Annotated in this window: 21 protein-coding genes; 6 read left to right on the forward strand and 15 right to left on the reverse strand. The window is 59.7% G+C overall.

All coding sequences use genetic code 11. The annotated features are described in order from the left end of the window. Nucleotide 1: 1 nt before the first annotated feature. The 4 genes from ACFSKT_RS22460 to ACFSKT_RS22475 all read right to left on the reverse strand — a co-directional run bounded on the left by ACFSKT_RS22460 (nt 2) and on the right by ACFSKT_RS22475 (nt 6,005). Nucleotides 2-2,734, reverse strand: a complete 2,733-nt coding sequence (locus tag ACFSKT_RS22460; protein WP_377717586.1) for a glycoside hydrolase family 2 protein — start codon at nt 2,732-2,734, stop codon at nt 2-4. 46 nt (nt 2,735-2,780) lie between these two features. Next, nucleotides 2,781-3,611 (reverse strand): carbohydrate ABC transporter permease, encoded by an 831-nt coding sequence (locus ACFSKT_RS22465; RefSeq protein WP_377717587.1) that lies wholly within the window; start codon nt 3,609-3,611, stop codon nt 2,781-2,783. 4 nt (nt 3,612-3,615) lie between these two features. Continuing rightward, nucleotides 3,616-4,503 carry a carbohydrate ABC transporter permease gene (locus ACFSKT_RS22470; protein ID WP_377717588.1) on the reverse strand — a complete coding sequence of 296 codons (888 nt, stop codon included), beginning with the start codon at nt 4,501-4,503 and terminating at the stop codon, nt 3,616-3,618. Nucleotides 4,504-4,649: 146 nt separating this feature from the next. Continuing rightward, nucleotides 4,650-6,005 carry an ABC transporter substrate-binding protein gene (locus ACFSKT_RS22475; protein ID WP_377717589.1) on the reverse strand — a complete coding sequence of 452 codons (1,356 nt, stop codon included), beginning with the start codon at nt 6,003-6,005 and terminating at the stop codon, nt 4,650-4,652. Between the two features lie 164 nt (nt 6,006-6,169). Here ACFSKT_RS22475 and ACFSKT_RS22480 point away from each other — a divergent pair, with 164 nt between their 5' ends. Beyond that, nucleotides 6,170-6,544, forward strand: coding sequence for a hypothetical protein (locus ACFSKT_RS22480; protein ID WP_377717590.1), 375 nt, complete (start codon nt 6,170-6,172; stop codon nt 6,542-6,544). Nucleotides 6,545-6,817: 273 nt separating this feature from the next. On the opposite strand, the gene ACFSKT_RS22485 is transcribed toward ACFSKT_RS22480, so the two are convergent. Continuing rightward, nucleotides 6,818-7,813, reverse strand: coding sequence for a hypothetical protein (locus tag ACFSKT_RS22485; RefSeq protein ID WP_377776350.1), 996 nt, complete (start codon nt 7,811-7,813; stop codon nt 6,818-6,820). 282 nt (nt 7,814-8,095) lie between these two features. Between ACFSKT_RS22485 and ACFSKT_RS22490 the strand changes: the two genes are divergently transcribed. Continuing rightward, the gene (locus tag ACFSKT_RS22490; RefSeq protein WP_377717592.1) at nt 8,096-8,563 is read left to right on the forward strand and encodes a DinB family protein; all 468 of its coding nucleotides are present in this window, start codon (nt 8,096-8,098) and stop codon (nt 8,561-8,563) included. A gap of 84 nt (nt 8,564-8,647) precedes the next feature. Here the strand turns inward: ACFSKT_RS22490 and ACFSKT_RS22495 are convergent, their stop codons facing one another. Continuing rightward, the gene (locus ACFSKT_RS22495; protein ID WP_377717593.1) at nt 8,648-14,842 is read right to left on the reverse strand and encodes an S-layer homology domain-containing protein; all 6,195 of its coding nucleotides are present in this window, start codon (nt 14,840-14,842) and stop codon (nt 8,648-8,650) included. A gap of 383 nt (nt 14,843-15,225) precedes the next feature. Then, the gene (locus ACFSKT_RS22500; RefSeq protein ID WP_377717594.1) at nt 15,226-15,648 is read right to left on the reverse strand and encodes a VOC family protein; all 423 of its coding nucleotides are present in this window, start codon (nt 15,646-15,648) and stop codon (nt 15,226-15,228) included. Between the two features lie 52 nt (nt 15,649-15,700). On the opposite strand from ACFSKT_RS22500, the gene ACFSKT_RS22505 reads away from it, so the two are divergent. Then, nucleotides 15,701-15,931: a DUF6199 family natural product biosynthesis protein gene (locus ACFSKT_RS22505; RefSeq protein ID WP_377717595.1), complete on the forward strand. Its 231-nt coding sequence runs from the start codon at nt 15,701-15,703 to the stop codon at nt 15,929-15,931. 112 nt (nt 15,932-16,043) lie between these two features. Continuing rightward, nucleotides 16,044-16,472 carry a VOC family protein gene (locus ACFSKT_RS22510; protein ID WP_377717596.1) on the forward strand — a complete coding sequence of 143 codons (429 nt, stop codon included), beginning with the start codon at nt 16,044-16,046 and terminating at the stop codon, nt 16,470-16,472. 213 nt (nt 16,473-16,685) lie between these two features. On the opposite strand, the gene ACFSKT_RS22515 is transcribed toward ACFSKT_RS22510, so the two are convergent. The 5 genes from ACFSKT_RS22515 to ACFSKT_RS22535 form a co-directional block, all read right to left on the reverse strand. Next, nucleotides 16,686-17,393 carry a hypothetical protein gene (locus ACFSKT_RS22515; protein WP_377717597.1) on the reverse strand — a complete coding sequence of 236 codons (708 nt, stop codon included), beginning with the start codon at nt 17,391-17,393 and terminating at the stop codon, nt 16,686-16,688. Between the two features lie 32 nt (nt 17,394-17,425). Further along, nucleotides 17,426-18,169, reverse strand: coding sequence for a metallophosphoesterase family protein (locus ACFSKT_RS22520; protein ID WP_377717598.1), 744 nt, complete (start codon nt 18,167-18,169; stop codon nt 17,426-17,428). 221 nt (nt 18,170-18,390) lie between these two features. Next, on the reverse strand, nt 18,391-18,903 hold the full coding sequence (locus ACFSKT_RS22525; protein ID WP_377717599.1) for a hypothetical protein: 513 nt from the start codon (nt 18,901-18,903) through the stop codon (nt 18,391-18,393). Between the two features lie 241 nt (nt 18,904-19,144). Next, complete coding sequence (locus tag ACFSKT_RS22530) at nt 19,145-20,200, reverse strand: GGDEF domain-containing protein (RefSeq protein WP_377717600.1); 1,056 nt, start codon at nt 20,198-20,200, stop codon at nt 19,145-19,147. A gap of 138 nt (nt 20,201-20,338) precedes the next feature. Further along, nucleotides 20,339-21,205 carry a hypothetical protein gene (locus ACFSKT_RS22535; protein WP_377717601.1) on the reverse strand — a complete coding sequence of 289 codons (867 nt, stop codon included), beginning with the start codon at nt 21,203-21,205 and terminating at the stop codon, nt 20,339-20,341. 170 nt (nt 21,206-21,375) lie between these two features. Here ACFSKT_RS22535 and ACFSKT_RS22540 point away from each other — a divergent pair, with 170 nt between their 5' ends. Both ACFSKT_RS22540 and ACFSKT_RS22545 read left to right on the forward strand, forming a co-directional pair. Further along, nucleotides 21,376-22,095 carry a response regulator transcription factor gene (locus tag ACFSKT_RS22540; RefSeq protein WP_377717602.1) on the forward strand — a complete coding sequence of 240 codons (720 nt, stop codon included), beginning with the start codon at nt 21,376-21,378 and terminating at the stop codon, nt 22,093-22,095. Beyond that, nucleotides 22,092-23,456, forward strand: coding sequence for a sensor histidine kinase (locus ACFSKT_RS22545; RefSeq protein ID WP_377717603.1), 1,365 nt, complete (start codon nt 22,092-22,094; stop codon nt 23,454-23,456). Before ACFSKT_RS22540 ends, ACFSKT_RS22545 begins: the two co-directional genes overlap by 4 nt. 179 nt (nt 23,457-23,635) lie before the next feature. Here ACFSKT_RS22545 and ACFSKT_RS22550 read toward each other — a convergent pair whose 3' ends face one another. The 3 genes from ACFSKT_RS22550 to fsa all read right to left on the reverse strand — a co-directional run bounded on the left by ACFSKT_RS22550 (nt 23,636) and on the right by fsa (nt 25,445). Then, the gene (locus tag ACFSKT_RS22550; RefSeq protein ID WP_377717604.1) at nt 23,636-24,058 is read right to left on the reverse strand and encodes a helix-turn-helix domain-containing protein; all 423 of its coding nucleotides are present in this window, start codon (nt 24,056-24,058) and stop codon (nt 23,636-23,638) included. Nucleotides 24,059-24,278: 220 nt separating this feature from the next. After that, the gene (locus ACFSKT_RS22555) at nt 24,279-24,566 is read right to left on the reverse strand and encodes a hypothetical protein (protein WP_377717605.1); all 288 of its coding nucleotides are present in this window, start codon (nt 24,564-24,566) and stop codon (nt 24,279-24,281) included. A 204-nt stretch (nt 24,567-24,770) separates the two neighbouring features. Next, the gene (gene fsa, locus ACFSKT_RS22560; protein WP_377499723.1) at nt 24,771-25,445 is read right to left on the reverse strand and encodes a fructose-6-phosphate aldolase; all 675 of its coding nucleotides are present in this window, start codon (nt 25,443-25,445) and stop codon (nt 24,771-24,773) included. Nucleotides 25,446-25,511 lie beyond the last annotated feature (66 nt).

The raw sequence follows: 25,511 nt of genomic DNA on the forward strand, positions 1-25,511 counted from the left end.
TTTATGGATTGATATTTGCCGCCGCAGCCGCGTTGAAATATAGAAAGTCGATATGAGGCCGCTCTTGCGCGTCGGCCGCGGCGCTAGTCGACGTCTCCAGGAACAACTCGCCCGTTCGCTTCCTGCAGTTGACTCGCACGACCCGCTCCTCGCCAGGGAACAGCGTGAAGTAGGCGTCGCTGGCCAGCGTCCAGTAACGGTCGGTACGCTCGATCGGATACACATGCAGCAGAACCCGGTCGCCCGTATTTCTGACGACGTATTGGCGCGTAAACACGGCGTCGGCCGCAGCATCCCCATGTCCAGATTCAGCCGCCCATTCGCCCAAAGCTTCCGTCGCCAGTTTCCCGCCCGCAAGCGTCAACGCCGGGGCATAGATCGGATCCGGACGCGTCGAGAAGATGTACGGCGCGCCCGGCACGGCTGCCGCCTCGCCGTTCACCGCGAGCGTAAGCCGAATATAAAATAGCCCGTCTGCCGTCTCCGGCGCTTGGAAGGACAAGCTGCCCAGCCGCAGCGTCCGGTCCGGCGTCGTCCTTCTCTGGAATGCCTGACCGTGCAGCACCTTGCCCGCGCTATCCAGCACCTCGGCGCAGACGAGACAATCCGCAGATTCGCCGTCCGTGGCCGCGTAGACCGGAAGGCTCATCGCCTCGCCCGCCTGCCAATCGAGCCGCACGTAATCCAGACTCGCCCTTCTGCCTTGGAACGCTTCGCGCACCCCGTAATACGCCATCTTCGGCTCCATGTAGTAATCGACCAGGTTCGTGCACGTCACGTTCGGCCATGGCTCGTTCAGCTGCCAGATGATGCTGCCGCTGTTGTTGAACTTCCGTCTCCGGTTCGCATCCAGAATATAACGAAGCCCTTCCGCCTGCATCCACTGGCTGCAATCCGCGAACCGCGCGAGCGTCGTCATCTGCCCGAACAGCGCCGTATCGCGGTCGAACGTATCCCACCATTCGCCGTGATGCCGCCAAACGAGGCTGTCCTTCATCGGCACGGGCTTCCGGTGCGCTTCCCCGATGAATTTCCGGATGCTCTTCACCCCGCTTAGCCCGTCGACGCCGAACTCGCTGTGGAAGAGATGGTCCGCCGTGCCATAGATCCGGTAATGATCGGGGTTGCCCATGTATTTCCAATGACCGTGGACGTCATGGCTGACGCCGCGCTCCTCCGTAATATACTGGACCGGCCCCGATGCTGACGTCGGCAGGAACAACCGTCCCGGATCATGCCGCCGTACGAGCTCGCGCAGCATGGCCAGATTCTCGTCGGCGAAGGTGGACGGGACGTTCGGCGCGCTCATCAGCTCGTTGCCCCCGCTCCATACGGTCAGGCTGACATGGTTGCGCCTTGCCTTCAGCGCCGCCTCCGCGCTCCGCGCGAGCAGCGGCAGAAAGTCCGGCCGCTTGGAAGGCTCGTTGTCGATGCCGGAGCTGGATTGAATGAACTCCTGCCAGATCAGAATGCCATGCTCGTCGCACAGGTCGTACAGCACTGGTTTCTCGATGATCCCACCGCCCCATATGCGCAGCAGGTTCAAGTTCCCTTCCTTGGCCAAGCGCGCCATCCAGCCATAACGCTCCTCCGTGACGTTCCCGTACAGATGATCGAGCGGCGTCAAGTTCGCGCCTTTGATATAAATTTTCCGTCCATTCACGACAAAGGTGTACGGCAGCGCATCGGCAGGGCTGTCTTCGTTCTGCACGTATTCGAGCTTGCGGATGCCCGTGCGCAGCGAGCGTGAATCGTAATCGCAGGCATCGCCCGCAAGGGTCAACTCCACCCGGTAAAGCGGTTGATCGCCGTAGCCGCTCGGATACCAGAGCATCGGCGCTTCGACCTCGATCGTGCAGCTCGCAAGCCCCTCGTCGTCCGGCACGATCTGCATCGTGTGCGCGAGCGCGCCTTCCGGATCGTACAGCTTCACGATGACCGCGACCGATGAATCGGCTGCCCTCCCGCCTTTCTCCGACCCGCGGCCGGTCATACCAAGCGCTTCTTCGTACTGCGATTCCTTCGTGCCGACCGCAGAACCATTACCGCGCCGTCCATTCGCTTCGACCTCGGCTACCACCCGGATCAGCCCCGTCTCGCCCCGAACATCGGTCGTCACCGACAGCTCGCCGAGCGAATACGCGCCCTTGGCCGCGAGCACGATGTCGTCCCAGATGCCCACGTTTACAAGGCGCGTCGAGAAATCCCATTTGTAGTTGAACCGGCTCTTCTGCGTAAACGTCTCGCTCGTCCGCCCGATCTGGCCCATTTCGTCCGGCGCTTGCTTGAAGACGACGAGCAGCTCGACCTCCTCTTCGGGCCGGTAATGGTCCGTCGCGTCGAACACGGCCGCCTCGTACATCCCTTTGTGCTCGCCGAGCAGAACGCCGTTCCAATACACCATGGCCTCATAATCCAGTCCGCGGCAGATCAGCTGCATCGTTGCGCCCGCTTGCGCCGGCGCGCGGAACTTCTTGCGGTACGCCCACCAGCGGTTCTCGACCCATTCGGCGTGCAGGCTGTTCAAATCCCGATAGGGGTTCGCCAGCAGTCCGGCCCGGTATAGATCGTGGTGGACGCCGCCCGGCACCGTCGCCGGCATCCAGTCGGTCACGCCCATCAGCTCGTTGCCGATCTCCATGCTCGTGCCCTTCAAGGGCACCCAGGGCCAGAAGCCCTTCAGCTCCCAGCCTTCGCCGCCAAGATTCCATTCCATGGCGCTCTTCGTTGTCATCGTTACCGCTCCTTTGTCCATGCGTTGTTCGGGAATCGCCGCCGGCTCACCCTTTGACCGCGCCGCTCGTCACGCCGGAGAAAATGTACTTCTGCAGGAACAAATACATGACGACCGTCGGAATCATGATGAGCAGGATCGCCGCGCAAATATTGCCCCACTGCGCCTGGTTGTTGCCCGCGAAGCGCATGATCGAGGTCGAGACGACGACCAGCTCGGTCTTCGGCATATAGAGGAACGGAATGTACAGCTCATTGTAGATGTTGATCGTCTTGAGAATCACGAGCGTCGCCGTCGCCGGGCCGAGCAGCGGGAAGATGACCGTCCGGTAGATGCGGAACAGGCTCGCCCCGTCCATCATCGCGCTTTCGTCCAGCTCCTCCGGGATATTCTTGATGAACTGCAGGTAGATGTAGATTTGGACGACGTCCGCTCCAATGAACAGCAGGATCGGCGCGCCAAGCGTATTGTACAGGCCGAAATCCTGGAGCAGCGAGAAGACGACAACCTGCGTCGTAATCGTCGGGATGAGCGTCGCGAACAGGAACGCGCCGAGGATGACGCCTTTGCCCCGGAACTCGATCCGTCCGAGCGCGAACGCGACCATGGTACCGAGAATGATATTGCCAATAAGCGAAGCGATAATGATGACAAGCGTGTTCAGGAACGCATGCCCTAGGTCGGCGCGCTCGAACACCGTCCGGAAATTGTCCATGTTCAGGAAGCTGGCCGGCAGCGCGAACGGACTGCCGCCCTCGTCCTCCCGCTTGAACGCGTTCACCAGCACGACGTACGGCGGGAACAGCACGACGAAGGCGCCGATGAGCAGGAACACGTATTTGATCGGTTGTACGGGATCGAATCGTCTGGTCGTCATGCGCTTACTCCCCTCCTCTGCGGTTGATGACGGCGTTCTGGATGCCGAGCACGACGATCGTAAGCAGCAGCAGCACGACGCTCATCGCCGACGCCAAGCCGAAATTGTTGAATTGGAAGGCCGTCTCGATCGTCTTGAGCAGGAACGTCTCGCTCGCGCCGGCCGGGCCGCCTTTGGTCAGGACGAACGGCAGGTCGAATACGGCAAGCGCGCCGCTGATCGTCAGGAACATGTTGAGCTGGATGATCTTCGTCAAGTTCGGCAGCGTCAGATGCCACAGCGTCTGCAGACGGCCGGCGCCGTCGATCTTCGCCGCCTCGTACATATCGCCCGGGATCGCCTGGAGCGCCGCCAGATAAATGACCATGTTATACCCCATGAACCGCCAGAATCCGATGGACGCCAGCGAGTAATTGACAAGAGAAGCGTTGCCGAGCCAGCTTTGCTGCAAGGACGAGAGGCCGAGCGCCCCGAGCAGTCCGTTCAGCGAGCCGTTCGTCGTGTCGAGCACATATTGGAACATGAAGGCCACGGCGACCGCGTTCATGATGAACGGCAGGAACAGCAGCACGCGGAAGAAGTTCCGCCCCTTCAGCCGGGAATTCAGGATGACGGCGAATACAATCGCGACGATATTTTGAATGATGCCGATTAGCGCGTAGGGAATCTGATGTAGAAAGACGCCGAATAGATCCGGGTTCGTGAAAATTTCCTTGTAGTTCTCCAAGCCAAGCCACATGCTATCGGAGCTGATGCCGTCCCAATCGGTGAAGCTTAAGTAGACCAGCTTAATCGCGGGGTAATACGTCAAAAGGCCAAGCAGCAGCAGTGGGATCGCCAGAAATCCGATCAGAATCAGCTTGCGCTGCGCGTTGTACGAGATGCTTCCCATGGTTCCACTCCATTTCCGCCTCGGTTTTCGTTTGGGTTGGACGAACGGCTGCCGCCTCGCTATCGAAGGCGAAGCGCGCTGCATGCCAGAGAAAAGGCAGGCTATCCCGTCCCAAGATAGCCTGCCTGGTCCCAAACGCCGAGTGCTTATTTAAGAACGGCTTTCTTCGCTTTCGCCCATTGCTTGTTGTACTTGTCCAAAATCGCTTGCGGATCCTTCGCCAGCACGAATTCCTGCACGAGCGCTTCCTTGACGATTTGCGCCTTGTTCACGACTTCCGTCGTCTCCGCCGAATCCGATACCGCTTCAATGTAGGTTGGGCTGAAGCTGTTGAATTCGGAGAGCTGCGCGACCTTTGCTTCTTTGTCCTTCAAGACCGGAATGAAGCCCGCGAAGTCGTCGAAGCCGGATTCTTCGACCATCCACTTGACGAACGCTTTCGCCGTGGCGAGGTTCTTGCTGTCTTTGTTGACGCCATAGCCCCAGTCCGGCGCGAGCGCCACGTTCACTTTGCCGGAATTGTCGTATGGCATCGGGAAGAAACCAACGTTGTCGCTCGTCGTGCCGCTTTCGATCACCTGCGGGATGACCCAGTTGCCGAGGAGGTACATCGCGAATTTGCCGCTGGCGATGTCTTTCTTGGATTGCTCCCAGTTCGTCGAGTTGACGTCCGGCTCGAGGTAGCCTTTCTCGTACATCGTGCGGATGATCGTCATCGCTTGGCCGTACGGGTTATCCAGCGTGTACGGCGTGTCGCTGTTCACGCGCTCATTATTCAGGTTCGCGTTGCCCGCGATCGAAGACGGCAGCTCGGATGCCCACGGATAGAGCGTCCATTGATCCTTGAAGTTGGAAGCGAGCGGCACGATGCCCTTCGCCTTCAGCTTCTCGGCGGCCGCGTAGAATTCGTCCAGCGTCTTCGGGATCGCCGTAATGCCCGCGTCGGCGAACGCCTTCTTGTTGTACACGATGCCCGTCGTGCTGCCGCCCGCGGAGATGCCGTACACTTTACCTTCGAACGACTTGTAGTCTTTGAAGTAGATGCGGTCGTTCAGGCCGAGATCGTCGAGCGGCGCGAAATATTTCGGCAGGTCGCTGTTCGGCAGTGTCGGGATGAGCACGACGTCCGGGAATTCGCCCGAGGCGATGCGGATCTTCGTCGTTTTGTCGAGATCGGTGACCGCTTCGAATTTGACCTCGGCGTTCGGATATTTCTCCTTGAAGCGTTTCGCGTAATCGACGTATTCCTTGTCGATCATGTCCGTGCGGTTGGTCAGGAACGTGATCGTGCCGCTGATGTCGCCGCCTTCCGTTGACTCCCCTTCCGCCGCGCCAGCGCTGCCGCCCGCGTTCTCGGCTCCGGCATTGCTGCCGCCATTGGCCGCATTTCCGCCATTGTTAACCGCGTTGCCCCCGTTGTTGCCCCCATTGCCGCCGCCGCAAGCAGCGAGAAGCGCGACCGTCATGAAGACCGTGACCAGCACCAAACCGAACTTCTTCATTGCGTGAATCCCCCTTAAGGCATGATGTGTATTGATATCGCTTACAGAAACGATTTTAACATGTTGAAACTATTTGTTCAACATATTTTAACTAAATTCAATATAATTTAATTCAACTTGTTGAAAACCAAACATAAACCTTGCTGCCGAAAGAAGGGAACGCCATGTGCCGCTACGCCATGTACGGTCCATACAAAGACAACTATGCCTGCTTCGCATGCCGCAAAGTATTTCGTCAAACCTCGGCGCACGAGCTGGACAAAAGCGAACAGGAAAACCGGCATTACCGGTGTCCGCAATGCGGCGAGACAATGAAGGATATGGGCCATGACTTTCAAGCGCCGAAGCAGACGGATTTGAAACAATGGAAAAAAGTTGAATTGTTATACCGGCATGGCTATACGTACCATTCGTGCGGTTGCGATGGTCCGGGGTACCGGCCCGCGACATTGGCGGAAGCGAAGGTTTTTGTCCGGAAGAAGGCACGTGCGCGTTCGGAAGGCGAACGGTTGCTGCAGGTGCGGGGTTCGGGGAAATAAAGGAGGAGTCGGAAGTTGGTTGAACTTAGACCTATTGGCTCCTCATCAACGGCTCCCCTGCGGGATAGGGGAAGATTAGACATCGGTTGAACGACCAATTGAAACGGCATGGCGGGCATATTGGCTACGTCATTCGTCCCTCCCTTCGAGGAATGGGTTACGGCAAGCTCATGCTCGGCCTCCTGGTGCAAGAAGCCTCTAAGCTTGACATTGATGATGACACCCAAATAAAACAAACGGCAGCTGAACCAGCTGCCGTTTGTTTGCTGCGGGTTATTGGGACTGTTCGTACATCCCCTTCACCCATACGTTATGTCCGAAATACCCCACGCCATTGTCGCTGACATACAGCTTGTTGCTGGCAATCAACGAGATCGTCAGCTCGAAGTCGCCATCGCGGAAAATCATATCCGCCTCGGACAACGTCGCTTCGCCCGATTCGATATTGCCGATATTGACGCCGCCCCGCTCGGCCGCCTCTTCGTCCGCCGCGTAGATCGCATCCAGACGGAAGCGCAATCGGTCGCCCTCGACCGCCTCGACGGTCAGCGTAGAGGCTTGCAGCTCCGTCGAGCCTTCCAGCTCGTACCGGCCGGGCTTCAGCTTCTTCCATGCATGCGTGATGCTGTCGGCCGGCGCGGTCGCTAAGCCCGTCATGACGTCCTGAATCGTTAAGATCCGGTAGGGCACGCCGGCCCTCGCCTCCTCCTCCAGCGCTTGATCCTGGACGAACCCGGATTCCGTCTGCTTATAGATCAGCAGCTGCGATACCGGGACAGCGCCCATCTGACCCGCTCCGGTCACGTATTCCATCAGGATGATCATGTCCTTGCGGTTATCCCCGCTGACGTCCCGGAACGCGACCGCGGCGACGCTATAATAAGCCCCCGGAGACTCAGCCTCATAGTCGAGTTCGATCACCGCATCCGCTTTTTTGACGTAAAAGTGCAGCTGCGGCCGACCGTCCACGTCCTCCGCGGTCGTGATGAATTCCGACTTCCCCGCCAGCTCGAACTCGACCGGAAAGGACTGTTCCTTCACCGTTTCGCCGACGATCGCGTCCGAAGCTTGCGCAGGCTGTGCGCTCGGCGTATCGCCGGACGGTACGACTTTCCCCACCATGCCGCCGATCGAATTCGGGTCGCTCGATGGAGCTGCCTGCTCCGCGTCGTTGCCCGTAGGCGAAGCATCGTCCGCCGGTAGCGTCCCCCCCCGTATGGGCAGCGCTGGATGGCGGCTGAGCTGCCGGTTCCGGCGCGTTCGCTCCATTGCTGCACCCCACTGCCAGCGCGAGCAGGGCAAGGATGAATACCCGTGACTTCATCGCGCATTTCACCTCCGCTTTCATTCATGCCTGTTGCCTTGACTCCCACCAACCAAATTAACAGCTTTTGGCACGAGAGACAACAAGCAAGCCTTTGCCGCAGATAGCCGCTCGCATCACCATAACCGATCATCCGCATCGAAATCTCTCGATAACTCGCGCGCTCCGATCCATGTTATTCTTCAAGCTGAGAAGTTGAAAATCCCCTGTGAATAGGAGCGAATCGGATGGCCTTAAACGCCACTGCCCAACTTGAAGCATTTCTTGCTTTAGTCCCCGCCGCAATCGCGGACCTATCTGTCGAAGCGATGGTAACGCCCCCTCATCCGGGCAAATGGTCGCGGCTGCAAATTCTCGGTCACCTGTGCGATTCGGCGCTTCATAATTTGACCCGGTTCGTGCACGTCCAGCATAGGCCGGAGCCTTTGCAGCTCCAGCCCTATAACCAGGACGAGTGGGTAGCGGCTCAGCGTTACGCGGATGCCCCCATCGAGGAGATCATCGCGCTCTGGGTGAGCTTGAACCGGTCGATCGTGCGCATGATCGCCCATCTGCCGGACGAAGTCACGGCTCGAACGGTAAGGCTGCCAAGCGGCGAAACGCAAACCTTGGCGTGGCTAATCACGGACTATGTCGCGCACCTGAAGCACCATCTACGCCAAATCGTGCTGGGCGACGCGATGCTCTTGGCCTGAAGTTCAATCCATCGCCGTACCCGGCAAACGGCCAAAAGCCGCCCTTCGCGAAGGGCGGCTTCCGGTCATGCTCAGCAATCCAACTTATGCGTTCAACAATTGAAACAACCGATACACGACGACCGCGCTTTCGGCGCGCGTTGCCGTGCTGTCCGGCAAGAATTTGCCGCTTGCACCCTGCATCAAGCCGGCAGCCTGCACGGCTTGCACCGCTTCACGGGCAAACCCGCCAATGGCAGCTTGATCCAGGAACGCGTCCGTTTGGTCCGGCTTCGCCAGCTCGACTTCAAGCAGGAGCGCCGCGCGGTGAATCAGCACGGCCATCTCCTGCCGCGTGATCCGCTCGTTCGCGCCGAAGCTGCCGTCCGCTCTGCCCTTCACCAGGCCAAGCTGCTTGGCTTCGGCTGCAGCTTCGTAGTACCATGCCGATGCGGCAACATCCGAGAATGCCGATTCGGCACCCGCTCCGCCTTCGATCCCCTTCGCCTCGAAGCCCGCCGCGTTCATGAGCATCTGCACGAACTCCGCCCGCGTCACCGAACCATCCGGGTTGAACCGTCCTTCGCCCACTCCGCGGACGATATCCCGTGCCGCCAGGAATTGGATCGCGTCTGCTGCCCAAGGCGCGCTGCCGGCATCCTCGAATGCGATCGCCCGATACGCCGCCGCGTAGCCGCTGAAGTGCTCCGCCGCGAATACCGCAAGGCCGGTAGCCGATTCATAATGCGCAGCAGGAACAATCGTTAGCTTACCTGCCTCATCGACATAGTAGACGATGACGGCGTTCGGATGCTGTCCCGCCTGAAGCTTATACGGGATCGCCACTTGTACCTGGTGCCCTTCGAACTCGCGCACGGCCTTGCCGTTCACGCGCAGCGCGAAATCGTACACCGTGCTGCCGGACAGCTGCGTCTGCGTGTCGGCCGGCAGACCGGATGGATCGACCGCTTGAATAGTCAGTTCCAGCGTTTGCTCGGCTGCTCCGCTTCCCGCGAGCGCCTGGAGGAACAGGTCGCGCGCCACGGTTACCGTGCCGAGGCCGGATTCGATCCGGATCGCTTTCGCGTCCGCGTCGCTTCCGAAAGCGCCGACCGGGATGCGCAGCGTGAGCGCCTTCGCGTCGGTTCCGGTCTCCACCTTGATGGCCAGCACGCCGTCTTTGCCTTGCTCCAGCGCCTTGTTCACTTCGTCGTTCTTAACCGTCACGACCGAATCAGCGCCCGTGCCGATGGCTCTCAGACGAATGTCTCCGCCCTCGACTACGCGATTCGGATCCGTCGTGACCGGCGGCGTAACCACGGGTCCCGAGCCGCCGCCTGTCGAAGGCGATACGACCGTCACGGTCGCCGATGCTTGCTTCCTGCCGTCCGCGGTCGTCACGGTGATGACTGCCGTGCCCGCTTTCTTGGCGGTGACGAGACCGTCAACGACCGTTGCGACGCTTGCATCGTTCGTGCTCCACGTCACGGCTTTGTTCGTCGCATTCGCCGGTGCGATGGCCGCCGTCAATGGCTCGCTTGCGCCGACGTCGATCGTCAACGCGCTCTTGTTCAAGCTTACGCCCGTGACCGCCGTCACCGCCAAATTGCCGCTGCGGACGAGCGTTACGTCATCGACGGAGATCCACGTATTGCCTACCGCGTCTTTCGAATGGATCGCGATTGTAAGCGAACCGCCCCGCACCTCGATATTCGCCACGCTTGTCGTCACCCACGCGCCTTCGCCGGTCGGGATGGCAGCCGAACGCACAGCGTCGCCGACGATCGCTTGCAGTTCTGCCTTCTCTTGTCCGCCCTTGGATTTCGTAAACGCGCTCAGCGTATAGATGCCGTCCGGCAAATTCGTCACCGTCTGCGACGTCGTCGCTTCATATGCGGTGTCGTTGTAATGCACCAGACGGTACGCGCCCGAATGCGTATTCGCCGCTTCCAGCTTTACGATGCCGCTCGTGATGTCTGCGCCGCTCGCGTCCTTGTTCGTCCACTGCTTCGGCAAAATCGGCCAGACGCCCGCGTCGACCGGCTCGTCGAAGCTCGGGTTCGATGCGTAGTTGATGTCGCCGGTTTTCACCAGCTCCACGTCTTCGACCGCGATCCAATTGCCGCCGAGGTCCTTGGAGTGGAAGCCGAGCGTCAGCTCGCCGCCGCGAACCGCCAGGTCGGACAGCTTCAAGTAGACCCACGTGCCTTCGCCCGCCGGAATGTCGATCTTCTTCGTCTCGCCGCCCGGCACGGCTGCCGTCATCTCGGCGATTTGCTGGCCGCCCTTGCTCTTCGTCCAGGCGCGAAGCTCGTAGATGCCGTCCGGCAGATTGGTCGCCGTCTGCGAGGTCGTGACCTCGTACGCGGCATCGTTCCAATGCGCCAGCCGATACGTGCCCGAGCGCGGGGATACCGCTTCGATCTTCGCGATGCCGCTTGTGACTTCCGCGCCCGCCGCATCCTTATGGGTCCAATGCTTCGGCAGCGGCGGAGACGCGTTCGCGTCCACAGGCTCCTCGAAGCCCGGGTTCTGCACGTAGTTGGTCAGCACCGGTCCCGGCTCGCCGCCCGTATTCGGATTATTCGGTACGTTGACGTTCAGCGTATGCGTATCCGAGCTGAGCGCGGTGCCGTCGTACAGCTCGACCGCCGCCTTGATCGCGATCTCCCCGTTCGGCAGCTTGTCGCTCGCGTAGGTCCACGCGCCGTCCGGTTGAACCGGAGCATGGAAGATCAGCTCTCCGGCGTGAATCGCGACATATTCGGCTCCCGTCGCCGTACCGCGGAACGTAACCGGCAGCGCGGTGGCCGACTGGGCTGTCTTGTCGATTACGACGGTCGACGCTCCGAGTTCGTCCACGAACTTGGCGCCGTTAATATCGTCGACGTAGAACGTGCCCGAGCTTGCGAGTGACCCTTCTCCTCCGCCGATATACAGCGAGAACGCCACGATATTGCGATTCGCATCCGGCCGCGCCGTCTGGTCCTGGCTGTACCAGCCCGGATGGCGGAAGGCGTCGAACGGCACGTACATGAGCCGCGCGTCGTTCCCTTTGTACACGACCTTCGTCTCCCAATACTTGCCGGCGTCGTCCGTGAACTGAATGGCCAGCTCGTTGCCCGCGCCGTCCGGCTGGAACCAGAACGTGAAGCCGTCATAGCCCTTCAGGTTCAGGAAGTCCGGGTTGAAGCTGCCGCCCGCGTAGCCCGGACCGGCAAAGTTGTAATCCACGCGCATGCCGTAGCCGCCCTCGGAGCGATGCTCCGCATCGAGGGACACCGCGAAGGCGCCGCCGCCCGCATTGCGCGAGAAGGCTTTCTGCAGCAGGACGTTGTAGCCGCCGTAGCCTTCGAAGCCGTCCAGCTTCGAGGCGTTGGCCAGCTTGATGTTGTCCAGCGTGATCGTGCCGTTGGCGGACGCTGCGCCTTCGCCGCGCACGACGTACATGCCGAACGCCGTCACGTCGCTCCAATCCGGCTCCGCCGCCTCGCCGCTTACGCGGACGAAATCCGTCAGCTTGATCTCGATCGTCTCCTCGTTCGTGCCGCTAAGCGTCTTGAGACCTTCCCATGCGCTGCCGTCCGCCGTGGTCAGGCGAATCGCCAGCGTATTGCCCGAACCGTCGCCTCGGACGACCGCATGCAGCGCGTCGAACATGGACAGGTCGGCATGACCGGTCGTACGCGTCAAGCCCGCGAAATCTTCCTCGCCGAGATCGTACGCGAGCTGCATGCTGCTCGTGCCTTTCTTGGCGTTCGCCGCAACCAGCGTATCGAGCGCGAGCAGCGTCACGGCAATATCGCCGCCTGCCGCATCCTGCTCGTATCTCGCCTGAATGCTCTCGTTCTGGCCGTAATCGTATTCGCCGTCCTCCAGCACGTTCACCGGCGGTTGATCCGTCGGCGGAATCATACTGCTGCCATAGCCCAGCTCGAAGCGCGCCACCGCCGGCGACTGTTCGCCGGCCGCCGCCGGATAGACCAGCTTCACGTAACGCGCGCCGGCCGGCACGGCAAAGTCGGTATAGACAACTTTGCTCCATCCGCCGGAGAGGGCGGTACGGCTGACTGTGGGCGTCGCTTTCGTATACGTCAAGCCGTCGATCGAAGCATGGAACTCGATGTCCGCCGCCGTGTCCGCATACGCCGTTACGCGGTAGGAGTTGATGTCTCCGTCCGCCTTGTAGACAAGCTCCGCGTCGCCGCTGCTCTGCTTGACCAGCGCATTCACGGTCTCGCCGCCGGCCTGAATCGAGTCCACCTGCAAATTCGGCGTGCGCCAGACTGGCGCGTCCTCGAACGCCGCATCTTTGATGAACCCGCTCCGGACGAGCGGCGGAACAGCTACGTAGCCCGTGCCGTCATAGTTGTAGAGCAGCTGGATGCGGTCGATCTGCACCGCATTGCCGCCCGGTATGCTGAACTTGACGTACCGGGTATTGGCCGGCAGCTCCTTCGCGGCGAGTTGGCCGTCCTGCTCCGCAGGCTGGACCTCCTCATACTGGCGGCCGTCCTCCGACGCGAACCATTTGACTACGCCGCTGCCGGCCGCCGTCATCCGCACTTCTGATAGCGGAACGGGCGACGCGTACGTCAACGTGCCTGCAGCAGGCGTCGATACGTAGGCTTTGTACCCATAGCCCCGCTCGTTGCCGTCCGGCGAGCTCGTCAGGAGGTTCGAGGAGTGGTCGTACGCGTACGTGCGGCGCTTCTCCTTCTCGCTGTAGAGCAGGCTCAGCTCGTCGGTGATGACGTGCTTCGCGTTCGTCAGCTCGACGTTGGACCAGTCCGAGACGCCGGTCTCGTTAACGCCGCGCACGCGGTACTGGTACGCCTGACCCGTAATCGCCTTCTCGTCGTGGAAGGATGGCGTCCCCGCCCGTCCGCCGTCGGAGAAATCCGTCGTGACGCTGATCCAATTCTCGCCGTCCGTGGAACGCTGCACCTCGTAGCCCGACGCGCCGACAGAGCCGAGCCAGCGGATATCCGCGACCGATTCGATCGGGAACAGCACCGGCGCGTTCGCAGGCGCCGGAATCGGCGGCACGGGCGTCGTTTTGTCGGTATCGCCAGTGTTCATGTAATGCGCGTACTTATAAACCGTACGAATGATGTCCTTCTCGCCGTAATAATTGCCGGACGCGAACCCCGGCCAGTGGTACGACGCCCAGTTGCCCGGATTCTCGTCGTGCCAGTAGAAGCCGCCATCGTCCTTATGCGGGCGAAGCGACCAGATCATGATGCCGTCCGTCCCATTCTGGAGGGCGGCGTTGTACAGCTGATCGACCGGCTCGCCCGTCGTATAGAGGCCGAACTCGCCGAGAATGTACGGCTTCTTGCCTTCGGCGGAAGCCTGGTCGGCATTGATTTTGTCGATGAAGTTGCCCGTGTAGAAGTGGTTGCCCACGATATCGACGTTCGGATCGGCGAGCGAATCCGCATGTACGGCGAACCGGCCATCCAGCAGCAGCTGACTCGGATTCTCCTCCTCTTGGATGTAGCGGGCGATCTCTGTCGTCCACGCTTGCGGGAATTTATCCTGGTTGTAGCCGCCAAGCTCATTGCCCGTCTCCCAGGCGAGGATCGCCTTGTCTTCCTTGTACTTGACGCCCGTGATCGTATTCACGCGGTTCATCATGTAATGAATAACCTGCTTAAAGTCCGAAATGACGAGCGGATCGGTATAGAACTTCCATGCATCCGGATCGTTCGCCGCATCATTGGAGATCGTGCCGGGATAGCGGAAGTTGACATAGCTCTCGATGCCGCCCTCCCACTGCCACTGGTCGACGAACGGAATGATGAGCCGCACGCCGTATTGGTTCGCCAGCGCCAGCAGATGGTCCAGCTTGCGGAAGCCCTCCTCGTTGAACTGCATGACGCCCTCGGCATCCGGCCCCTTCACGAGCGCGTACGACGCGTTCGCGTTATCGTACCGCTTGACCGGCGGCACGTACGTCCGCGTCACCTTGCCGCCCATGGCGGCAATCGTGCGGAGCGCGTCCTCCTGCGAGAACGCCGGATCTCGCATGGCCCCCGGATAGTTGAGCGAGGCGAAACGGAACGGCTGGTCGCCCTCCATCAGCGCGTCGCCGTCGACCGTGATGAAATCGGCGAAGACGGAGGCGGCTGGCTGAGCCGCCGCCTGAGCTTCGATCGCGATCGGCTCCCCTTCTGGAGCGAGGCCGTTCGCCGCTGCCGGGCTGCCGCCGATCGCCGGCGATATCAAGCTGACGAGCAGCGAACCGGCCATCAGCATGTGCGCAGGTTTCTTCAATTTGCGAGTTGTTGTGCTCAATTCGTTCATCCTTTCGTATGCGGTTTTCGCGAGGTCGATTAGGGAAGAAAATGTTCGTTCATGCAGGGTCTGACGCGCGTCTCGACCCCGCTTTTTATGTAAGCGCTTAAAAAGATTATATGCAGATTCACCCCGTCGCACAATAGATAATTGAAATATTTTTAATTTAGTATAATTAATTAGTTGAAATTGTTGAATTAAGACTTTAAGGAAAAGCAAAAAACAGCCCTAGCCGTGATTCGCTTCACGGTTAGAGCTGCTGGTTAATGGATAGCCTTGTTTGCTCCTTAGGATGAGCCATGGGTGCTGGATTGTCTCGTTAAACGAGAAGCGCTGCGGTGCGATATCGCGATCAAGCCACTCGCTGTCAGCGCCACCTCACTCTATCTCGCCCTTTTCGCGATCGGATGTTCCTCGTTCAACTGCAACAAATCCCATAAATTCCCGTACAAATCTTTGAATACCGCTACCATGCCGTACGGCTGCTCTTGAGGCGGCCGCACGAATTCGATGCCCCTTGCCGTCATCTCGTTGTAATCCCGCCAGAAATCGTCCGTGTTTAGAAACAGGAAGACCCGTCCGCCCGCTTGGTTGCCGACGAACGTCTCCTGCTCGGGTTTGGACGCCTTCGCGAGCAGCAGATTCGTGCCGATGGAGCCCGGCGGCGACACGACGACCCAGCGTTTGTCTTGCTCAGGCTGATACGTGTCTTCCAACAGCTCGAAGTTCAGCTTCTTCGTGTAAAATTCGATCGCTTCGTCGTAATCGTGGACCACGAGCGCGATATGGACGATGGATTGCTTCATGACTTACGCTCCTTCTTCATTCCGTTTCAATACGATTTGGAGGTGCCTGCCCATGGCTCAGCTTATTTTCATCTTCATGCTTATGATCCCCTTGTTTGCCGTCCTCGTCTGGACGTACCTGGATCCGGAGTCCAGCCTCAAATGGGGCAGACGATGGATGTACGAGGAAGAACCCGAGTATTCGGAGGGCTACCTTCGTTACATGAAATTCGCCTCGCTTGCCGCCATCGTCTTCCTGGCGATCGTGTTCGTCATCTCGGCCATTCGTCTGTGGAACGAATAATGGGGACTTCGGCGGGATGCAGGGACAACTCCGGCAGCCGGTTTCAAAATCGGCCGTTCGGATATACTTGGTCATGGAACCTTTACCCTATCCGAATAGGAGAAGTGACGCAATGACCGTAAGATTGATTCCTTACTTGGTAATGGACGGCAACGCGGCCGAAGCGATGAGCTTCTACCAAAAGGCGCTGGACGCGCAGCTGCTCTTCAGCCAGACATTCGGCGAGATGCCGGACAATCCGGAATTCCCGCTTCCGCCGGAAGCGAAAAACCGGGTCTCGCACGCGACGCTCAAAATCGGCGAATCCGAAGTGATGTTCTCGGATACGTTCCCGGGCCAGCCTCACCAAATCGGCACGCAGGTGACGATCTGTCTGACTGTAGGCGATAAGGAACTAGCGACCCGCTACTTCAACGCCCTGCAGGACGGCGGGAACGTCAACATGCCGCTGCAGGAAACGTTCTTCAGTCCGGCCTACGGCATCGTCGTAGACAAGTTCGGCGTGACGTTCCAAGTCTTCGCGGAAGGCAAGCCTCACTAATAGAACGACGGCTCTCCCGCAAGGAACGGCGGGGGAGCTTTTTTGCGCCCATTGCCGCAAAAACGCGCTTACGCGCAATTCGAGGCTAGCGGGTCAGAAGTCAACGAGCAGCTCGCGCAGACGTCCCAAGTAACTCCTGCTCTTGATTCGTTCTATCGCCGTTCATTCGGATTCTCCCATTCCGCAAGTTCTTCACGTGCGCCGAGGATGGCCTTACTTCTTCATCTTGCGCTCCGCCTCTATGCCTGCCCGGATCTGGTCCTTCATCAAACCATACACGTCGAGCTTCCAGACGCCGTCTTCTTCTCGGAGGCCGAGCAGCATGCTATGGTGTTGTATGCCTATGCTCACGGTCGTTGCGACTGCTTTATAGTCCGGGCTGGAGTTCAGCTCGTCCACCTTGATCGAATCGTAATACCGGTAATGCATGGCGGTTTCGGAATCATGGTTGCTTACATATTTGAAATATTCTTCGGTAAAACGTCCCGGATCCGACAGATACCCTCCGTTATAAATAAGTGGATAAAGCACGTACGGATCGCCGTTCGAGATTGTATGGAAATAAGCCACCACCATATCCTCCGGCGTAAAATTCGTCAGTAGATCCAAATCCCGGCTCTGCTCGAACGCCTTGTACGCTTCTTGCTTCTCAGGCGGCAGCTGCTCCAAGTAGGAGAAGCTGCGGCGCGACTCGCTCCCCTGTTCTGCCGTCGTCGCAGCGTCTGGTGCAGACGTTTTATTGGCGGACGCCGTTCCGGATTCAGTAGACGCCTCCGTTTCTTTTTCCGCTGCCTGCTCGGCCTTATCCTGCGTCACCGATGCCGGTGGCTGATGCTGTCCTGCATTCCCGCCGTTGTCGTCGCAGCCCGCCAATAGGAGCGCGATCGCGATCGCCACTCCGGCCAATGCCCCTGTTTTCATTCCCCTGCCTGCTCTCTCTTCGTTGTTCCAATCTACCCTAGCACGCTTCCATACCGAATGGCATGGCTGTAATCATCCCTTCCGTTCCGGGCCGCGATCTCGGCTGCCTCCTCATGCGCATAAGTCAGCGCGACGAGCTCGATATCCCATTGCTCCCCCTGCCTGGACGCAATCGCGTACCTGGCGTGCGGCGTGCCCGACTCCATCGCATGCGGGAAGGGAAGCGTCTCTTCGTACGCGGGCAGACCGACGCTCCCCGGATTGACCAGAAGCTTGCCGTCGGGCAGCCGGACCGTCTTCTGAAGGTGGGTATGACCGGCGAAAATAACCCGCTGCCCGATCGGCGCCAGCTCCGCCATCAGCGCATCGCGGTCTCGGTCCCTGACGCCCGAGGCCGTCACTTCTTCCAGCAAATACGCTTCGTCCGAGAACGGCGTACCGTGGCAGAACAGCGCGTCGCTTAAGACGGCCGTCCGGGCGAAGGCGCGCAGCCACGCTTCGATCTCCGCCGTAAGCTGCGGCTTGACGTATCGGAACGTTGCCGAGTCCATCTCGTCCTGCAGCAGGTAGCGGTCGCAATTGCCCCTGATATGCGTCATGTTCGGCCTTGCCATCAACAGCTTCGCCGTGCCGACCGGATCAAGCGGTCCGAACAACGCGTCGCCCAAATTCACGATGCGCGGAATCCCCCTGGCGTCGATATTCCGAAGCACCGCCTCGAGCGCCTGCTTGTTCCCATGGATATCGGAAATAACCGCAATGACGGCTGTTTGCATCTTCCTCGTCGCTCCTAACCAATCGTATCTTTTCATCCTTGCAGCAATTCCCATTTGGTTCCAACATATCTTTGACGCACCCTAGCTTTAAAAGTTGCTCCCCCAACCTACGGCTGCCGATCAACCACGCCTTTTCCGACTTCCCCGCGCACATTCATTGTCAGACGGCAAAAAAGCCATCCATGACGGCGCATTTCCCGTCTGAATGGCTTCCTTCCGCCTTATACGGCAGGCCCCGGCGTGTACTCGAATCCTGCAAGCCGGGCTTGCTTCGACCGGTCGAAGAAGAAGAATCGGTAACGTTCCCAGACGAGCTCCGAGTAGCGGAACTGAATCTCGCCTCCCGATAGCTTGCCGGATTCGCTAACCTGAAAGACGCGATGGTTGCGGCGAAGCAGACTCTGGATGTCCTCCAGGGCGTCCCCAATCGCGATGCCCTCGCAAACTTCAAACCGCTCGCCCAGCATCTCCCCCCTGCGCGTGGAGGGCGTCAAATTAAAATACGCCTCAAGTCCGCGCCTGTATTGAAAAAAGAAGATGCTGGTCAAGTACGCTCCACGCGCGCCGAATTCGATCCGGCCCGATCCTTCCGTGCCGAACTTCTTCTCGGCGGCGGCGATCCAGAATCCGTCCCCGGCCTCGTACATTCGCACGCCGACCTCCGACGGCTTGGCGAACGGCAGCTCGCCGATCGGCGTAAACCGTTCCAGCTCTTTGAGCATTTCCCACTTCATGTCTTCACCCCGTATGGATAAGAAACTCCCCATATCCGGCAGGAATTATTCACCAGCGGCAGAACTAACTGTCTTTGGCAGGGAACTCCGGGCGTCCGAAAGACGCTTCACGGCGATTCCCCGATTGTGTATCGAGCTGCTTGGACGCTGCTACACAATCGGCATGATCCGATTGACCGCATAGAGCACATCCCCGTTCATTCATCGTTCAACTATTTACGATGAAATCGGAGTAAAAGGTTTACCGGCTCGCCACGACCCGGTTCTTGCCCGCCCGTTTCCCTTCAATTAGCGCCACGTCCGCCAGGTGGATGCATTCGTCGACTCGCTGGCCTACGCGGTGCGCAGAGACGCCGATCGTGAGCGTGATCGGAATTTGACGCTCCTTGTGCCGGAATGCGCTTCGTTCGGCCTCCGACCGGATCCGCTCGGCCAGCGCCACCGCCTCCTGAAGCGGCTTTCCCTGCAGCAGCACGAGAAATTCTTCGCCGCCCCATCGGACCGCAAGCGCCCCGTCTTCCGCCGCCTCTTCGATGAGAGACGCGCAGTGCTGAATAGCCGCATCGCCGCAGTTATGCCCATAGCGGTCGTTCACCTGCTTGAACCCGTCGATGTCCGCCAACAGGAGACTGAAGGGCTCGCCCGCCGTTTCGTGACGCCGGCGCGCTTCTTCCAGCCGCTCGTAGATCATCCGCCGATTGCGCAAGCCCGTCAACGGATCGGTGCGAGACAGAATCTCAAGCTCCTGTATGGCCTCTTGCAGGTTCGCCATGGACCTTTCTATGCTTTGCCGGTAATAATACGACAACAGCGTCGTGTAGCCGAGCGTGCTGATCAGATTCAAATAATGCAGCATCCGGCAGACGGGCACGCCGCCTCCTTCGGCCATCCCGCTCGGGGCATAGCGGTACAGCAGAACGTAGGCAATCAGACTCAAGGTCACGAAGGCGCGCGAGGTTATCTTGGACGTTAGCGTCGCGTAAGCGCCGTATATGACGAAGAACAGGTAATAGTGAAAACCCGCGTTCCACCCCATGTGGGCGGTGGCCACGACCGCATAGATCAGCAGCTCGGAGGCGACGAGACCACTCCACCCCTCCATACGATCGCGCCTCAGCAGCTGCATGGCTGCCGCGTAGCAGACGGATGAGCCAAGATTCAACCAGGCCATGAAGGAATAGCCGAGCACATAAAAAAAAACCACGAACGCTAGATGAATGAGCAGCCCGCCGACTGTCGCATACCGGTAGATCGGAGGTGCGATCAGTCTTGGAGACCGCGTAAGTTCTGTCCGCATGCCTAGCGCTCCTCGCTCTGTTTTAGCCACATCTCCTTTCGCCTAGTATGCCTTTTTGCTGACAAAAAATCCCGTGGGCAGATAGCCCACGGGAAGGGTCGTTGCTTAAGTATCGGAGGAGGTTGGGGAGACGCTCTACTAGATTTGCGCCTTATACTGCTTCAGCAGCTCGGCCAACGCGACCTTGATCGCGGCCGCGTCCTTGGATGCCGCCGCTTTGGCCAGCTCGGCGCGCGCCTCGAAGAACGCCTTGTCCGCTTCGGTGAGCGCTTTGATCTTGATTTTGATGCCGCCTTCGCCTTCGTCCGCACTTTCGATCGCGATCGCTTCGGCACGGATCGCATCCGCCTTCGCCCCGATCGGCGAAGCGATCGCGATCTCGGCGCCATGCAGCTCTTTAAGCTTCGCGATGGCGGCTTCGTCCAGCGGGATCGCCGTCTTCACAACGCCCGCGCCTTCCGCTGTACTGGCGTCTCCCTCTATTTTCACGATAGGAACGGTGTCGCCGATCTCGCCGATCTTCTCTGCCTCTATGGCCTTCGTAATCTTCACCGCTCGCTCCGTGAACACATCCTGATCGCCGTCTTGGGCTGGCGTCTGATGGAAGCGTACGGCTACTCGATGCTCGCCGCTCTGCGTGACGTCGTGCAGGATAACCGCGTCGCCATCCCCGCCAGTCTTGATGAACGTGTCGCTCCCCTCGACAGCGGCTGCTTTGCCGACGCGAATTGGGCCCGGTAGCACGAATCCTCCGGCTTCTTTATACGCCTTCAGCACGCGCTCCCACTCCGCGGCCGTCTCCGGGGCGTACTGCTTGGCCAGCGCCAGCGGATCGGCGGCGCCGAAGCGGATGATCCGTTTCTCGGCGGCTTTCGTTGGCGCGGAAGGCTGGGCGGCCTGCGACGTGGTGACGGCGGCCGCGCTCGTCGCGACTGGCATGGCGACGAGGCTGGTCAGCAGCATCGCGGAGAGCGCGGCGTTTTTGAAATGGATGCGTTTGTTCATGGGGAAAACACTCCTTCTCGGTTCGTAGTGGTCTTGCCGTAACCAATGTACCGAACGGGTGTGGCACGATAATGGTGGATTTGTGGAAAAACGATGGCAGCGCCCTATCGGCCGCTCTACCTTTGGTATACTGGCGATAGAGACAAGGGTAGGAGGATCGAAACAAACCCATGAACAACGATTACGTGATCGCCGTCGTGGATGACGACGCCAATATAAGGCATTTGATCGAGGCCTATTTGCGCAAGGAGCATTACCGCACGATCGGACTGTCCAGCGCCGAAGAAGCGTGGGAGCTGTGGCGGCAGGACCCGCCCCACATGTGGGTGCTCGATATCATGCTCCCCGGCATGGACGGGTACGAATTATGCCGGCGCATCCGCCAGGAGGCCGAGGTGCCGATCATCATGATCTCGGCCAAGGACAACGAGGTCGACAAAATCCTCGGGCTGACGCTCGGCAGCGACGATTATATGGTGAAGCCGTTCAGCCCAAGAGAGCTCGTCGCGCGCGTGAAACGTCAGCTGGAGCGGTGGGCGAGAATGCGGCAAGGAGCGAGCGCTGCGCTGGCGACGGAAGCGGCCGCCGCGCTCAACCTCGGCGAGTTATCGCTGCTGCTCGAGGAGCGGCGCGCGTTCTGGCGCGGCGAGGAAGTGGAGCTGACGGCCAAGGAGCTGCTGCTCGCCAAGACGCTGGCCGAGCACCCGAACCGCGCGTTCACGCGGAGCGAGCTGCTGACGCTCGTGTGGGGGGACGACTATTACGGCAGCGACCGCGCCGTAGACCATCTCGTCAAGCGGATTCGCAAGAAGATTGACGGCCTGCCGGTGGAATCCGTATGGGGACACGGCTACCGGATGAGGACGTCCGAGGAGCGAGGCCGGCCATGAAGCTCGTTCATCAAATTAACCTCGCGTTCGGCTTGGCGCTCGCGCTCATCCTCGCCATAACGGCCATCATCGTCCATTACGTCCTGCTGGATCACTTCGTCGGCGCGCAGAAGGACGATCTGCGGACGCTAAGCACGGCCATGTCGTCGACCTTGCGCATCACGAGCGCCGATTCCGGCGCGCAGGCCATCCGGGTGAAGCGATACCTTGCCTCTGCCGGTTATTCGGGCGTGGAAGCGATCGTTGCGGACAGCCAGGGCAACATCATCTCATCTACGACCCCGCTGAGCGCCGCCGCCGCGCCGTTCGTCACAGAGCTAACGCAGAAACCGATCTACGAAATCCGCGCGTCGCAAGCGAAGATCATCGACAGCGCCACCGGCCAATATGTTGTTGAGGTCAGCCCCATTCCGGCGGGAACGTTGACGCTGCTCTCCCCCATGAGCAAAATCCGGGCAATCGAGCAGGCGCTGCTCGGCCGGCTCGTGCTCGTCCTCTTCGCCGTGGGAGCGGTGCTCTATTTGCTGAGCCTGTTCATGACGCGCAAGCTCATCCGGCCGCTCATGCTGCTGCGCGAGGAGCTGCGCAAGGTCAAAGGGCGGCAGTTCATGGAGGTGCGGCTCGTGAAGGGCGGCGGCGAGATCGGCGCGGTCGCGCAAACCGTATTCGAGATGGCCGGCGAGCTGAACCGGGCGAGCGTCGCGCAGAAGCAGTTCTTCCAGAATGCCTCGCACGAGCTGAAGACGCCGCTCATGTCGATCGCCGGCTACGCCGAAGGCATCCGCGACGGCATTTTCGAAGGCGAGAGCGCGCGCAAAGGCTTGGAGATCATTTTGGATGAAAGCGGACGGCTGACGCGTCTGGTAACGGAGATGACGCTGCTGGCCAAGCTGGACAGCGAGGAGGATATTTTCCGCCCGGCCCCGGTCAGCGCGGCGGAGCTGCTCAAGGAGGCCGCCGAGCGGATCAATCCGCTGCTCGTAAGGCGCGGCTTGACGCTGCATCTGCAGGGCGAGGACGAAGCGGAGATGATCGTCAAGGCTGATCCGGAGAAGCTGCTGCAGGCGCTGCTCAACGTCGCCGCCAATGCGGCCAGGTACGCGCGCGGACATATTTGGGTGACGGCCCGCCGAGAGCGCGGGCTGCTCGCGCTGAGCGTGGCGGACGACGGACCCGGCTTCCCGGAGGAGCTGCTGCCGAGCTTGTTCCACCGCTTCGTGAAAGGCAAGGACGGCGAGTCCGGCCTGGGGCTCGCCATCGCCAGGGCGATCGTCGAACGCAGCGGCGGCACGATCGCCGCCGCCAACCGCAGGGAGGGCGGCGCGCTGATCGCGATGCGCTTCCCAGCCGCAGACGGCTGACGTCATAGTTCAGCTGCACGCAAAAGCCCGGCAGACCATGGTTGCCGGGCTTTTGTGCGTGCTAGATACGGCTTGCCGGCCTCCCAGCCCTCTAGCTGCCCAATTCATGGCTCGGCGCGGAAGATAGGAAACGCGGAATGCGGCCAACTCCATGATGATCATTCTCATTAAGAGGGTGATTATAGCTCGCTTCCTTCGGATCGCCCAATGGATGACGCGGACAACACCGCGAAGCGCTGCCGGGCGCTCCGGCCGAACGCCGACGGCGAGACGCCGACCTCCTTCTTGAATTTGCGGCTGAAATAATATTCGTCGCTGTAGCCTACGCTTATGGCAACCTCCCGCATATAGAGGTCCGTCTCCCGGATCAGCTGCTTCGCCCTGCTGATGCGCAGTCCCGTCACATAGTCCATCACGCTGCGCCCAGTCGCCTTCTTGAACGCTTCGCCAAAATAATTCGGACTCAGTCCGGCCAACTGCGCCAATAATTCGATCGACAACGGTTCATGATAATGACTTATGATATAGGCGCGCACTTCATCCATCGACATCCGTGCCGCGCTGCCGTCCGAGGCTGGGGAAGAATTCGTGTTATCGAGCATGTGATACCTCCTACTGGAAAATCGACAACTTTAATTGATAATAATTATCATTATCATTTGAATCATAAATCATTCCGCCGCGATTGGCAAGAAGCTGCCAAAGCTAGGCGAGATCGATTCGGAGGTCGTCTGCTAGGGAAGCGTCGACGCCGCACCGGCCCTTCTACAGGTCAGTGCGGCGGACGCCAACCCATGCGAATAGTCTACCTCCGCAGAACCATTATCCGCGGCGCTTGCTTCCTCCCTTGAGGAGCCATGCGATGATCGCCCCGACGATCGCGACCGCCGACGCGCCCCATACGAGCATATAGGCAAGCCCAAGGCCGATATTCGCATCCTCGTACTCTCCACTCCAGTCCTCATATTGGCCATACAGCAAAAGAAAAGCCAGCGCCGCGAACGTGATCCCGACGACCGTACGCGCGGTTCGCCCCGCCATGCATGCGCCTAGCGCCAGAAACGATGCGCCGAGCAGCGCTAGCGTCGTGATCAGCATGCCATCCCACATACCCTCGCCTCCCCCAAAATGCTCTCCATTCTCATCATACAGCCCTCCGCCGAATTCTAAACCACGCGATAATGGGAATCGGCTGCGTGCTTGTAGGTGAACAAAAAAAAGCTTTGAATCCCGGCTTCAGACCGGAATTCAAAGCGTTCAATTAGCCAGTGCGCCTTACACTTACCGTTCTTGCCGATGATGCTTCAATGCGGATTATACTTTCAGTTCAGCGGTTTTCTTCCAGTCCGCCGCGAACTTCTCCATGCCTTGATCCGTCAGCGGATGCTTGGAGATTTGCTCGATAACCGTGAACGGAACCGTCGCGATGTGCGCGCCGGCCATCGCCACGCGCGTGACGTGGTCCGGATGACGAACGGATGCGGCGATGATTTGCGTGTCGAGGTTATGCGTGCGGAACAGCTCGGCGACTTTGGAAACGAGCAGTACGCCATCTTCGGAGATGTCGTCCAGACGACCCAGGAACGGCGAAACATACGTTGCGCCTGCGCGAGCGGCAAGCAGCGCCTGATTGACGGTGAAGATGAGCGTGACGTTTGTTTTGACGCCTTTCTTGGTCAGGTAGCGGCAAGCTTCCAGGCCAGCCAGCGTCATCGGCAGTTTGATCGTGATGTTTTTATCGTTGTTGTTCAGCTTGATCAGTTCGTTCGCTTGGGCGATCATTTCTTCCGCCGTCAGCGCGTCCGGCGTAACTTCCGCCGATACGGATTCCACTTCCGGCACTTCGCGCAAAATCTCCTCGATGCGGTCTTCGAAACGGACGCCTTCCTTGGCCACCAGGGACGGGTTCGTCGTTACGCCGGACAGCACGCCGATTTTATACGCTTTCTTGATATCGGCCAAATTCGCAGTATCGATAAAAAACTTCATGATTCATTGCCTCCGTTCATTTTTGGTCTCGCCTTAATCGGGCTTGCTTCTCTCGTGCCACTCCTG

This window comes from Paenibacillus xanthanilyticus, assembly GCF_042682185.1.
Taxonomy (GTDB): Bacteria; Bacillota; Bacilli; order Paenibacillales; family Paenibacillaceae; genus Paenibacillus_Z; species Paenibacillus_Z xanthanilyticus.

Coding starts and splice junctions, on each gene's coding strand:
- ACFSKT_RS22545 (WP_377717603.1), top strand. CDS start 22,092: ATGAAGCTCGTTCATCAAATTAACCTCGCGTTCGGCTTGGCGCTCGCG.
- ACFSKT_RS22540 (WP_377717602.1), top strand. CDS start 21,376: ATGAACAACGATTACGTGATCGCCGTCGTGGATGACGACGCCAATATA.
- ACFSKT_RS22485 (WP_377776350.1), bottom strand. CDS start 7,813: ATGGAGCGAACGCGCCGGAACCGGCAGCTCAGCCGCCATCCAGCGCTG.
- ACFSKT_RS22535 (WP_377717601.1), bottom strand. CDS start 21,205: ATGAACAAACGCATCCATTTCAAAAACGCCGCGCTCTCCGCGATGCTG.
- ACFSKT_RS22505 (WP_377717595.1), top strand. CDS start 15,701: ATGGCTCAGCTTATTTTCATCTTCATGCTTATGATCCCCTTGTTTGCC.
- ACFSKT_RS22555 (WP_377717605.1), bottom strand. CDS start 24,566: ATGTGGGATGGCATGCTGATCACGACGCTAGCGCTGCTCGGCGCATCG.
- ACFSKT_RS22470 (WP_377717588.1), bottom strand. CDS start 4,503: ATGGGAAGCATCTCGTACAACGCGCAGCGCAAGCTGATTCTGATCGGA.
- ACFSKT_RS22465 (WP_377717587.1), bottom strand. CDS start 3,611: ATGACGACCAGACGATTCGATCCCGTACAACCGATCAAATACGTGTTC.
- ACFSKT_RS22520 (WP_377717598.1), bottom strand. CDS start 18,169: ATGCAAACAGCCGTCATTGCGGTTATTTCCGATATCCATGGGAACAAG.
- ACFSKT_RS22480 (WP_377717590.1), top strand. CDS start 6,170: ATGTGCCGCTACGCCATGTACGGTCCATACAAAGACAACTATGCCTGC.
- ACFSKT_RS22460 (WP_377717586.1), bottom strand. CDS start 2,734: ATGACAACGAAGAGCGCCATGGAATGGAATCTTGGCGGCGAAGGCTGG.
- ACFSKT_RS22530 (WP_377717600.1), bottom strand. CDS start 20,200: ATGCGGACAGAACTTACGCGGTCTCCAAGACTGATCGCACCTCCGATC.
- ACFSKT_RS22510 (WP_377717596.1), top strand. CDS start 16,044: ATGACCGTAAGATTGATTCCTTACTTGGTAATGGACGGCAACGCGGCC.
- fsa (WP_377499723.1), bottom strand. CDS start 25,445: ATGAAGTTTTTTATCGATACTGCGAATTTGGCCGATATCAAGAAAGCG.
- ACFSKT_RS22475 (WP_377717589.1), bottom strand. CDS start 6,005: ATGAAGAAGTTCGGTTTGGTGCTGGTCACGGTCTTCATGACGGTCGCG.
- ACFSKT_RS22515 (WP_377717597.1), bottom strand. CDS start 17,393: ATGAAAACAGGGGCATTGGCCGGAGTGGCGATCGCGATCGCGCTCCTA.
- ACFSKT_RS22525 (WP_377717599.1), bottom strand. CDS start 18,903: ATGAAGTGGGAAATGCTCAAAGAGCTGGAACGGTTTACGCCGATCGGC.
- ACFSKT_RS22550 (WP_377717604.1), bottom strand. CDS start 24,058: ATGCTCGATAACACGAATTCTTCCCCAGCCTCGGACGGCAGCGCGGCA.
- ACFSKT_RS22500 (WP_377717594.1), bottom strand. CDS start 15,648: ATGAAGCAATCCATCGTCCATATCGCGCTCGTGGTCCACGATTACGAC.
- ACFSKT_RS22490 (WP_377717592.1), top strand. CDS start 8,096: ATGGCCTTAAACGCCACTGCCCAACTTGAAGCATTTCTTGCTTTAGTC.